The sequence below is a fragment of the Falsirhodobacter sp. 20TX0035 genome, from assembly GCF_028307215.1.
Classification (GTDB): Bacteria; Pseudomonadota; Alphaproteobacteria; order Rhodobacterales; family Rhodobacteraceae; genus Falsirhodobacter.
The window spans coordinates 274,678-286,140 of sequence record NZ_JAQMHV010000002.1 but is presented as its reverse complement, the minus strand read 5'-3'; the positions used below and the strand labels follow the sequence as shown (position 1 = coordinate 286,140).

The window sequence follows — 11,463 nt, the reverse complement described above, 5'->3', positions numbered from 1 at the left end:
TGCAGCGCCACAAGGTCGTCCTCCGTCGCCTGCGCCGTGTACCCCCGCAACACCTCCAGCGCCGCCTCCGCCTCGGCCCGCGTCGGAGGAAGATCAGGACGAATGTTCATGGAGATCCCCTCGTGCCACACGCGGGGCATTCTTCCACAACTCCGTTGACAAGAGGTTAACGGAGGCCGGAAAGTTAACGGGTCAGGAGCGGAGTGTCACCCGTCCCCCCTCCAGAAGAGACAGCGCGAACCGCCGTTCCGCCTCCCAGTCGTGGGAGCCGAGGTTTTCCTTGGTCCGGTAGAAGGTCGTGCTTTGCTTGAAATCGAAGCCGAAAAGCCGCAGGTCGGCCGTGGTCAGTTCGTGCAGCATGTGCAGGCTGCGGGCCCCCACCGAAGGCGGGGCGCCCAGCCGTTCGGTCAGCGCCTCAAGCAGCGGAAGGGGGTAGAACAGCTGCTGCGGATCTTCGGCGGTGTCGCGTTCCCCCCAGCCCATCCAGACGGAGGGGGTGCCGTCAAAATACCGCTTCTTCAGGCGGACCCGCCACCGGGCCCGTCCCATGTTGTAGCGGAAGCTGGACATCGTGCTGAAGCAATGGAGATCCACCCGCCGCCCCTGGGCCCGCGCCCGGACCGGCACGCCGGAGTTGAGGCGCACGACGCAGCCCGCGTCAATCTCTGCCCCATGGCGCGAGGAGAAGAGGGAGGCCGCGTTGCCGACAAGGGATACCGGACGTCCCGCGACAAGGCGGGACAACATGTTGCGAAGGTGCAGAACGTCTGTGTCGGTGGTGTGGTCCAAGGTGTCTTCCTGTCATCCGGCGGCCTTCGGGCGCTTCGGGCAACGAGCCCGCTTCGTCAAGGGGAATCGGGGGGAAACTGGTTCACACCTTGGCGCGCGTCCAGTGCAACGAGATGTTTCGACCTTCCGCAACGCATCGTCCCGATCGTCTCTGCGCCTCGCACCCGCATGGGGCAGGAGGGAAAGAAGCGGGGCGCAGCCAAGGTTGCCATGGGCGCCGTCTGCCTGAAGTGCGAGGAGTCGCGGGAAAGGACCCGCACCGGCAAGGCGCGGGCGAAGTTCGCCTCCGCCGGCCGGTCCACCGCCGGATCCGCAAAGACGATCGCGATCGGACGCGTCGTATCAGTTTTCCCTCCCCGCGCCCTCCCCCGTGGCGGGCTTCTTCTTACGCTGCATAGGGGGCCGATAGGCCTCAGCCCCCCTCGATCATGAGGGAGGCCATCATGCTGCGGACGCCGGCGTGGATGACGTCGCGGTGGTTGCGTTCGTGCCACAACAGGCTGATCTGGTAGCCGGTGGTCGGGGGCGATTTCGTGGTGAAGGTCACAAGGCCGTAGCGATCCGCCAGATAGCGGGCGGCGCGGGCGGGCAGCATCAGGATCGCGTTGGTGCCCAGAAGCAGCTGCGCCGCCGTCTGGATGTCGGGCACGGTCAGCGTTTCGCGCGACCGCGGGCGCAGATCCTCCAGCCCGTCATGCACGTCGCCGAACCCGGTCTGCGTGTTCGATCCGATGCGCACCGACAGGAAGCGCCCCAGATCGGCATGGGACAGCCGGCCGGCGGCGGCGGGATGTTCGGGATGGCACAGGCCCAGAACCGGCGCGGGGGGCAGGGCGCGGCGGAAGAAGCCTGGTGGCGCGTCCGCCATGTTGCCGAGGATCAGGTCGATCTTGCCCGACTCCAGCTGCGGCAGCGCGTTGGACAGGCGGGTGAGCGGCAGGAACACGGTGCCCGGCGCCACCTCGCGGAAGTAGTTCACCAGATGGCCCGACAGCAGCAGCGCCTGATGGTCGGGCATCGCCAGTATGAAACGTTCGGGCGCGAGCGGCGTGCGGTCTAGGATGCCGTCGATGTCGCCTAGGGCGGAGGTCACCTTGGGAAACAGCGCCTCGGCCAGGGGGGTGCGGTCAAAGGCGCGGTTGGCCTTCACCAGCAGTTCATCATCGTAGATCGCGCGCAGGCGCGTCAGCGCGCGGCTGGCCGCCGGCTGGCTGAGGCGCACGTCCTGCCCCGCATGGGTGATGTTGCGCCGGCGCAGAAGCGCGGCCAGCACCACCAGCAGGTTGAGGTCGAATTCGCCCAGATCCTGCACCTCGGCGATGTCGTCCAGTTGCAGGTCGGACAGGCTGTCGATGGGCCGGTGTTCAACCATGGGGGGCGGCGTCCCGGCCTGCGGCCGTCAGCGTGCCGTGGGCGAAGGCGCCCAGCCGGTCCAGAAGCGACAGGTGCGACAAGGGCAGGTCCCGTTCGATCCAGGTGATCCGCACTTCGTGGTCGGGCAGGGCGACGGGCGGGGGAAGCGCGCGCAGGTCCACCGTGCGGCGCAGCCAGGTGCCAATGCTGTGCGGCACGGTCAGCGCCACCCGCCCCTGCGCGGCCAGAAGCGAGGCCGCCATCATGTCAGGTACGTCCACGACCGGTGCGGCCGTGTCCTGCAAGGCGGCGGAGACCTGCGGGAAAGGCCCCCCTTCGATCAGCGCATGGGGCGGAAGGGCGGCGGGATCGGTGCCGGGGGCCACAAGGGTCACGAACGCCTCGCGGAAGACAAGGCGGCTGGCCACGCCGTCGCGGTCCGGCAGCGCGGGGCCGAGGATGAATTCGGCCGCCCGCGCCTCCAACTGGTCCAGCGCGTCCTGCGGCAGCCCGTGGGTGCCCACGCGCAGCGGCGTGTTGCCCTGCGGCCGTTCGTGCATCAGCCCCGACATCAGCAGCGGCGAGAAGCATTCGCTGATCGACAGCGCCACGCGGGATTCCGCCTGGCGCAGGTGGCACGCTTCGCGCACCTGCGCCATGGCGGCGGGCAGGCGACGGGCCAGAAAGGCGCCGCGGGTCGTCAGTTGCAGGCCGGCCGACCCGCGCACCAGGAGGTCGTCGTCCAGCAGGTCGCGCAGGCGCGCCAGCGCCCGGCTCATGGCGGGCTGGGTCTGTCCGATCTTGCGCGCGGCCAGCGTCACGTTTTGGTGAAGCAGCAGCGCCTCCAGCGCGATCAGCAGGTTGAGGTCGACTCCGGCCAGACGGATCTCCACCCCCGGGCCTTCGGCGTCCTGACCCTCGGACCTGGGCGACAGGTAGGATTGAGGGACATAATTCATTCTGGAACCTCGTCTTCGATCAATGCTGCCATCCGGCCTCCTCACGGATGGCAACACCATACATACCGGATTTTTGCGTAGCTTATCAGACAGTTTCGGCCAGCGCCCCCCAAAGTCCAGTCCAAGCCATCCCCGCGTCCGGGGCAAAGGGAACGTCGTGGCGGCCATGCCATTTTGCCATGCGCCTATGCCGCCATGCCCAGATTACAGGCTGCGGGCCTCCGTGCCAATCATCATCCAGCGCACGGGGCCGCCGCCCCGTCGGAACGGTTTTGAAAGGGGCACTGCATGTCATGGGACAACCGGGTCGCGTGGACCGAGGGACTTTTCCTGTGCCCCGAGCATCTGCAGCAGGCCGACCGCCACAACGAGAAGTTCGCCCGCCAGATCATGGCCGCGCGCCACGGTTACGGCTGGGGCTTCACCCAGCTGACGCTGAACGCCGAGATGCTGGCGCAGGGCCGCATCGGGATCGTGGAGGCCGCGGGCATTCTGGATGACGGGACGCCCTTTTCCATTCCCGACGACGCCGACGCGCCCCCGCCCTATGCCCCGCCGCGCCATCTGCGGGACGAACGGATCCACCTGTGCCTGCCCCTGCGCCAGCCGGGGATGAGCGAGGTGGAGCATCACCCCGCCCCCGACATTCCGGCCCGCTTCGCCATCGCGGAAAAGGCGCTGGTGGACACGGTCAGCGGCGAAAAGGACCCGGCCCGGATCGAGGTGATGCGCCTGCGCTTCCGCATCCTGCCCGAGAGTGCGGACCGGGCAGGGTTCACCTCCCTTCCCCTTGCGCGGGTGGTGGAGGTGCGAAACGACGGCAAGATCCTGCTGGACGCGGCCCATGTGCCGCCCGTTCTGGATTGCGCCGCGGCCCAGCCTCTGACCGATCAGATTGCCGAGGTGGCGGGCTTGCTGCACCATCGGGGCGAGGCGTTGTCGGGGCGGCTGACAGAATCGGGATCGCGCGGCGTGGCCGAGATGAGCGATTTCCTGCTGTTGCAGCTGATCAACCGGACCGAGCCGCTGTTCCGCCATCTGGGCCAGACGCCGCGCCTGCACCCCGAGGCGGCCTTTGCCGCCCTTCTTCAGCTGGCGGGCGAATTGGCGACCTTTTCACGCGCGAACAAGCGCTTTGCCGAGATGCCGGCCTATGACCATCACGATCTGGCGGGCTGCTTCCGCCCGCTGATCGTGCTGATCCGCGCCGCGCTGAACGCCGTGCTGGCGCCCACGGCGCTGCGCATCCCGCTGCGCCAGTTTAAATACGGCGTCCACATGGCCGAGGTGGCGGATCGCGGGCTGTTCACCGCAGCCAGCTTCGTGCTGGTGGTGCGGGCCGCCACGCCCCCCGAACGGCTGCGGCGCGAGTTTCCGGCGCAGGTCAAGGTGGGCCCGGCCGAACGCATCCGCGAACTGGTGAACGTAGCGCTTCCGGGTGTCGCGCTGGAGCCGCTGGCCCTGACCCCGCGCGAGATCCCGTTCGCGCCGCAGACGGTCTGCTTCCAGCTGGACCAGAACAGCGCCTACTGGAAGGACATGCGCGCTTCGGGCGGGCTGGCGCTGCACGTGCCGGGGGACTTCCCGGACCTTCACATGGCGTTGTGGGCGATCCCGCGGCACGGTTCGGAAGGGGGCGCGTGATGGGACTGCTTCTGGCGATCGAGGGGGAGGCGCCGCTTCCGCCGAACCTGCGCCCCGACGGCACCCTTGTGGTGGAGGATCGGCTGACGCTGGGCAGCGCGGCGGACAATGGGCTGGTTCTGGACGGCGTGGCCCCCGTGCACTGCCTGATCTTCAACGACCGCGGCGCCTATCAGGTGCTGGACCACAGCGAGGGCGGCACCGTCATGAACGACGCGGCCGAACCGTTGCAGGGCGGCGGCCCGTTGCCGCTGGAGATCGGGGACAGCCTGGTGATGGGCCCCTACCGCATCACCGTTCTGGGCCAGTCCCGCCCCGCCGAGGAGGCGCCGCCCGAGGAGCCGGAGCCGCATTTCCTGGAACAGGTGCTGATGGCCGAGGAAGATGCGGATTACGCCATCCGGTCCGGCGGCGACACGACGCCGCCCTGGGATGACGGCGACGGGGACCTGTTCCCGGCCGAGGACGGCGCGTCGCAGTTCGATCACCGCGATCCGGTCCATGACGCCTATGACCCGCCGCGCACGGGGGTGGAGGCGATCCCCGACGACTGGGACCTGTTCGCCGAGATGGGAACGACGGCCCCTGCGCCCGTGCCGGGCCCTGCTGCGCCCGTGACCCCCTCGGCCCCTGTGCCAATGCGGGCGACGGCCCCCGCCGCCGCCGCGCCCGTCACGGATCGGGGCTTGGCCGCCGCCTTCTGCCGGGGCGCGGGGCTGGACCCGTCCGATCTGCCCCCGGGGCAGGAGGCGGCGACGCTGGAACTCGCGGGGGAGCTGCTGGCGACGGCGCTGGCGGGCCTGCACATGCTGCTTCAGGCGGGCGACGACGGACGCCGGACGGGAACGGAGCTGACGAACCCGCTGAGCCTTCCCGGCACCTCGCGCGACATGCTGCGCCTTTTGCTGCGGGGGCCGCTGCCGAACCTGCTGCCGGGGGACATGGCCATCAGCCGCGCCTGTTCCGACATCACCGCGCAGATGGAGGATCTGCGCGACCGCCTGCGCCGCGTCACCGCCATCGCGACCGAGATGCTGGCCCCCGAGGCGATCGCGGAGGCGGTGGAGCCGGCCTCGGTCACCGAAAAGCTGCGCCGGATGCGGGGCGGGCCCGATCCCTTCCGCCGTGCCTATGAACGCCGCCACCGCGAGGCCGCGCTGAGCATCCGCGTGCTGACGGGGCCGGCGGGCGTGCCGCAGGAAGGAGCCGACCATGGCTGACATCGCCCTTGATTTGCAACGCGGGCGTGGCCCCGCGCCGATGGCCAACCTGCCCAACGCGCCGAAGGCCGCGCCCTTGATGCCGTCGGGCGTGGTGTGGGCGGCGTCCTCGGCTGGGCGGCGGTCGCCCCTGGTGATCGCGGCAGGCCCGGTGCTGGAGCTGTGCGCCGAGATGAAGGCGGGGCGGCAGGTGCGGCAGGCCGAACAGGTCCACCGCGAAGCGTTCCGCGCCATCCGGCAGTTCGAAACCCGCGCGGCCACGCTGGGCCTTGCGCCCAAGGCGCTGAAGGCCAGCAAATACGTGCTGTGCGCCACGCTGGACGACATCGCGATGAACTCCTCCTGGGGGAGCCGGTCGGTCTGGACCTCTCGGTCGCTGGTCGGCGCGCATTTCAGCGAGACATGGGGCGGGGACCGGGTCTTCGATCTTCTGGACCAGATGCGCCCCGACGCGCGTGGCAACGTGGAGCTGCTGGAGCTGATCTATTGCTGCCTCAGCCTCGGGTTTGAGGGGCGGTATCGCATTTCCGCGCGCGGTGCGGGCGAGATGCAGATCCTGCGCGAGGATCTTTATCGCCTGATCCGCAGCGTGCGCGGCCCCGCCGAGGCGGATCTGGCCGTGCGCTGGAAGGGTGTGGACGTGCCCTCGGATGCGGGCCGGCTGCGCGTGCCGCTGCTGGCGGCGGCGGGCGCGGCGGTGGCCTTCTTGTTGGCGCTTCTGGCGCTGTTGTGGTTGCTGTTCAATCCGTCGCTTCAGAAGGTGGGCGATCTGGCGGCGGCGATCCCGCCTGACGGCCCCGTGACGCTGGCGCGCGCGCCCGTGACCGCCTTTGTCCTGATGCCCGCCGACCGCCTGCGCGGTTTCCTGGAGCCGGAGATCCGCGAGGGTCTGGTGACCGTGACCGAGGATGACCAGAGCATCAAGGTCACCATCCGGGGCGACGGCATGTTCGACTCCGCCGCCGCCGAGCCGCGCGCCGCGTTCCTGCCACTGTTGCAGCGCATCGGGCGAGCGCTCGACGCCGAAACCGGCGCCGTCACGGTCGAGGGGCACACGGATTCGCAAGCCATCCGCTCGGCCGAGTTTCCGTCGAACGACGCCCTGTCGCTGGCGCGGGCCGAAGCGGTGCGCGCCGTGATCGGCGGGCAGATGGGCGATCCCGACCGCCTTCTGGTCGAAGGGCGGGGGGCCGCCGCGCCCGTGGCCGACAACGACACCCCCGAGGGGCGCGCGCTGAACCGCCGCACCGAGGTCATCCTGATGAAGGAGGCACGCCCATGACCCTGAAGACCCTTCTGGGCCGCCGCAAGACCTGGATGGTGCTGGCGCCCGTCCTGTCGGTGGTGCTGCTGCTGGCCGTGATCTTTGCGGACCCCTTCGGCGGCACCGCGCTGGAAAGCTACAAGGGCCTTGTGATGGGGGCGCTGGTGCTGCCGGTGATCGGCATCCTCTACAGCTATGTCCAGATGATGATCGACGATCAGGTGCGCCGCCGCGTGTCGACCCTTGTGGGTGAGGGCGGGGACACCGCCACCCCCAAGGCCGGCCGGGCCGAGGTGGAGGACGAGGTCGCCACCATCGGCGCCAACCTGAAGGAGGCGCTGGCCACCCTGCGCAAGCGCCGCTTCGGCCCGCGCGGTCGCCGGCTGTATCAGTTGCCGTGGTATGCGGTGATCGGGCCGCCGGGATCGGGGAAGACAACGGCGATCCTGAATTCGGGCCTGCGGTTCCCGCTGGCCGCGCGGCATGGCAGCGCGCCCCTGCGCGGCATCGGCGGCACGCGCAACTGCGACTGGTGGTTCACCGACAAGGCCGTCCTGATCGACACCGCTGGCCGTTATGCGCTGCAGGACGATCCCGGCGGGGTGGAGCGGGGGGCCTGGCTCGGTTTCCTGCGCCTGCTGCGCAAGCACCGGCGGAGGGAGCCGATCAACGGCATCCTCGTGGTGGTGGGGGTGGACCTGCTGACGGGCGCGCCCGGCGTACGGCACGACCATGCGACGCGCATCCGCGAACGCATCGCCGAGCTGTACGAGGAGCTGGGCACGCGCATTCCTGTCTATGTCGTGATCTCCAAGCTGGATCTGGTGGACGGGTTCATGGAGTTCTTCGCCCCCTTGGGCCGCGAAGGGCGCGACGCCGTGTGGGGCGTGACCTTCGATCTGCCGAAGGCGGGCGAGAACGGGCGCCTGTCCAACCCCTGCGACGCCTTCGCGACCGAATTCGATGCGCTGGTGGACCGGGTGGACGGCCTTCTGGTGGACCGGCTGCACGGGGAAACCGACAGCCGCAGCCGGGGGGCGCTTTTCGGGTTCCCGCAGCGCGTGGCCAGCCTGCGCGACGTGCTGACCGAGTTCATGAACGAGGCGTTCGTGCCCGACAGCTATGCCGATCCCGCGCTGCTGCGCGGCGTCTACATGGTCAGCGGCACGCAGGGCGCGGTGGTGCCGGTGGAAGCGGGGGCGGCGCCGAACAGCTTCTTCCTCAACCGTCTGTTCGGGGAAGTGGTGTTTCACGAGGCGGGGCTGGTCGGCGTCGATCCCGCCCGCCTGCGCCGCCGCCGCAAGGGTCTGGCGCTTGGCCATGCGGCGGTGGCGGTGCTGGCCGTGGCCTTCGGGTCGGCCATCGTCTGGGGCTATCTGCGCAACGCGGCCGTGGCCACGGAATTGTCGCGCACCTTTGGCGCCGTGTCGGCCGAGGCGACGGCCCTTGGCCCGGCCGAGGTGTCCGAACCCGCCCTTCCCGACATCGTGCCGCTACTGGACCAGCTGGACGCGGCGCGCGCGCAGGCGCAGGCCGACCGCTGGGGCCAGCCCGTCTTTGACGGGGCGGACCAACTGGCAGGGGCCGCCGTCGGGGCCTATGACCACGCGCTGCAACGGCTGCTGCTGCCCCGGCTGGTGCTGGCGGCGGAACAGGCGCTGGCGCGGGATTCGGACGACGCGCCCGCGCTGTATCACGATCTGAAGGTCTATCTGATGCTGGGCGGCCGCGGCCCCCTGCAGCCCGAGGTGGTGACCGAATGGAGCCATCAGGAAGCGCTGGACACCCTTCCGGGGGATGAGAACGCACCGCTGCGCGAGGCGCTTGGCCGGCATGTGGCGACGCTGGTGGCCGTACCCTTCCCGCCCTTTGCGCTGGACAACGCGCAGGTGGAAGGGGCCCGCGCCTCGCTGACCGAACGCTCGGCGGCGGCGCGGGTGCTGCAGGACATCCTGCAATCGCCCGAGGCGCAGGATCTGGCGCCGTGGCGCCTGATCAACAACGCAGGCCCCGAGGCGGGCCTTGTCTTCAGCGACCGGCGCGGAGAGATCGAGGGCACGCGCGTGCCGGGCATCTTCACGGCGGACGGCTTCCATTCCGTCTTTCTGCCCCGGCTGGACGCGGTGGCCGAGGCCGAGGCCCGCGACCTGTGGGTGCTGGAGGATCAGACGGATACGCCCCAGCCGCAGATGGCCGAAAAGCTGGCCGCCGATGCCACCCGGCTTTATCTGCGCGAAGCCTCCCTCGCGTGGGACGAGACGCTGGCCGCGGTCACGCTGCGGCCGCTGCGCACGCTGGGGGACGCGCTGCGGGTGATGAACGCGCTGTCGGCCTCCACCTCTCCCATGCGGTTGCTGCTGGCGTCGGTGGTGACGGAAACGGGTTTCGACCGTGCGCCCGTTCTAGCCGAGGGGCAGGAGGATCCCATCGCGGGCCACCCCATGGCGCAGAACGCGCGCGATCGGGGCACGGCCTTTGCGAAAGAGCATTTCCACGACATCCGCGCCCTGATCGAGGTGCCGGGCAACAGCCAGCATAACGCCGTGCCCCCCGTGGATCAGGTGATCGGGGACCTGCAGATGCTGTATCGCCAGCTGCGCGATGTCAGCGCCAGCGACCTCAATGGCCCCCTGGACGACACGGCCGGGGCGATGGGCGTGCTGCGTCAGGTCACCGTCAGCGCCGAGCGTCTGCCCGAACCGGTGCAAGGCTGGATTTCCGACATCAGCACCACCTCGGTCAACCAGTCGGCGCGGTCGGCGCATGAAACGCTGAACCGCCGCTGGCAGGAAGGCCCGGCCGCCTTGTGCCGTCAGGTCACCGAGGGGCGCTATCCCTTTGCCGGCGGTGCGCGGCGCGAGGCGGACCTTGTGCGCTTTGGCGAACTGTTCGGCCCCGGCGGCGCGCTGGAGGAGTTCACGAAGACCAACCTCGACAACATCGTGGACCGCACGCCCACGGGCTGGAAATGGCGCGACGTGAACGAGCTGGCCGATCTGGACCCCAAGGCGCTGGCCGAGATGGAGCAGGCGGCGCGCATCCGGTCGGTCATGTTCGGGGGCACGGGGCAGCGGCCGTCCTTTGGCGTGCAGGTCACGCTGGCCGAAGTCACACCCGCCCGGTCCACCGTGCGCGTGATGATGAACGGCCAGAACGCGGAGCTGGATGGGGCGGCCACGCGGTCGGTCCGGATGCAGTGGCCGGGGGCCAGCGGCGGGGGCCAGACCTCGGTCAGTTTTCCGCAGTTCATGAACAACCGCGAACCGGGCATCGCCATGCAGGGCGACTGGGCGATCTACCGCCTGCTGGACCGCGCCAACCGCCGCACCAACCCGCGCGATGGGTCGCTTCAGGCGCGCTTTGCCGTCGCCGACCGGGTGGTGAACCTGGTGATCCAGTCGGACACCGCGCTGAACCCGCTGGACCGCCGGCTTCTGTCCGGCTTCCGCTGCCCCGAGTCGTTCTGATGGCGGCGCTTCCCGAAGGCCGGCTGTGCGTGTTCGGCAAGATCCCGGGCCGGGCCGACTTCATCAACCGGGGCCTGTCGCCCGCCCTGCGCCGCGTCTGGGACGGGTGGGTGGAGGAGGGGCTGGCCGTGGTCCACCGCATCTATGGCCCGGGCTGGATGAACACGCTGTCGGTGCCGATCTGGCGGCTGTGCCTGCCGCCGGAACTGGCCCCCGGCGCGCCCGGCCTGATCGGCGTGATGCTGTGCGGGATGGACGCGGTGGGGCGGCCTTATCCCCTTCTTCTGGGGGTGGAACTGGCGCAGCCGCTGGATCCGCTGCCCCTGATGGCGGGATCGTCACGCTGGTTCGCGGCGGTAGAGGCGCTTGGCCTTGACGCGCTGGACCCGGCCTTTGATCCGCAGGAACTGGACCGCCGCGTTCTGCCCCGCTGGCACGCGGCCGACCTTCCGCCCGTGCCTGGGGCGCCCGCGACGGCGGCCCTTTCGGCGGCGCTGCCCATGGCCTCGGCCGCGGCGGCCACCGCGCAGCGGCTGTGCGGCGATCGGGCGGACAGCGTCTGCCTGTTCTGGACCGCCGGGACGGGCCGCGTGCCGCCGCGTCTGGCCGTCATGCCCGCCCTTTTGCCCGAACGCCTGTTTCCCGCCCTGATCGACGGCCAGTGGCGCAGCCACGGCTGGCCCGCCGAGGCCGATCCCGCCCCCGCCGGGGGCTGGGACCGCGAGGCCTGAACCCCTTCCTGCCCAGACCCGACCGAAAGGACATCC

The 11,463-nt window shown here is 70.1% G+C and carries 8 protein-coding genes; 5 read left to right on the top strand and 3 right to left on the bottom strand.

The annotated features are described in order from the left end of the window. Window positions 1–192 precede the first annotated feature (192 nt). From PIJ50_RS05350 to PIJ50_RS05340, 3 genes are all read right to left on the bottom strand, one after another. On the bottom strand, window positions 193–789 hold the full coding sequence (locus PIJ50_RS05350) for a glycosyltransferase family 29 protein (protein ID WP_271973371.1): 597 nt from the start codon (window positions 787–789) through the stop codon (window positions 193–195). A 412-nt stretch (window positions 790–1,201) separates the two neighbouring features. Next, window positions 1,202–2,161 carry a LysR substrate-binding domain-containing protein gene (locus PIJ50_RS05345; protein WP_271973369.1) on the bottom strand — a complete coding sequence of 320 codons (960 nt, stop codon included), beginning with the start codon at window positions 2,159–2,161 and terminating at the stop codon, window positions 1,202–1,204. Next, window positions 2,154–3,101: a LysR family transcriptional regulator gene (locus tag PIJ50_RS05340; protein WP_271973367.1), complete on the bottom strand. Its 948-nt coding sequence runs from the start codon at window positions 3,099–3,101 to the stop codon at window positions 2,154–2,156. The genes PIJ50_RS05345 and PIJ50_RS05340 overlap by 8 nt, the downstream gene beginning before the upstream one ends. 288 nt (window positions 3,102–3,389) lie before the next feature. Here PIJ50_RS05340 and tssK point away from each other — a divergent pair, with 288 nt between their 5' ends. From tssK to tagF, 5 genes are read left to right on the top strand one after another with little or no spacing between them, the layout of a single operon-like run. After that, window positions 3,390–4,745, top strand: a complete 1,356-nt coding sequence (gene tssK, locus PIJ50_RS05335) for a type VI secretion system baseplate subunit TssK (RefSeq protein ID WP_271973365.1) — start codon at window positions 3,390–3,392, stop codon at window positions 4,743–4,745. Next, window positions 4,745–5,965: a type VI secretion system-associated FHA domain protein gene (locus PIJ50_RS05330; protein ID WP_271973364.1), complete on the top strand. Its 1,221-nt coding sequence runs from the start codon at window positions 4,745–4,747 to the stop codon at window positions 5,963–5,965. Before tssK ends, PIJ50_RS05330 begins: the two co-directional genes overlap by 1 nt. Continuing rightward, complete coding sequence (gene tssL, locus PIJ50_RS05325) at window positions 5,958–7,247, top strand: type VI secretion system protein TssL, long form (protein ID WP_271973362.1); 1,290 nt, start codon at window positions 5,958–5,960, stop codon at window positions 7,245–7,247. The genes PIJ50_RS05330 and tssL overlap by 8 nt, the downstream gene beginning before the upstream one ends. Further along, window positions 7,244–10,696, top strand: a complete 3,453-nt coding sequence (gene tssM, locus PIJ50_RS05320) for a type VI secretion system membrane subunit TssM (protein WP_271973360.1) — start codon at window positions 7,244–7,246, stop codon at window positions 10,694–10,696. Before tssL ends, tssM begins: the two co-directional genes overlap by 4 nt. Further along, window positions 10,696–11,427, top strand: coding sequence for a type VI secretion system-associated protein TagF (gene tagF / locus PIJ50_RS05315; RefSeq protein WP_271973358.1), 732 nt, complete (start codon window positions 10,696–10,698; stop codon window positions 11,425–11,427). The genes tssM and tagF overlap by 1 nt, the downstream gene beginning before the upstream one ends. Window positions 11,428–11,463: the final 36 nt, after the last annotated feature.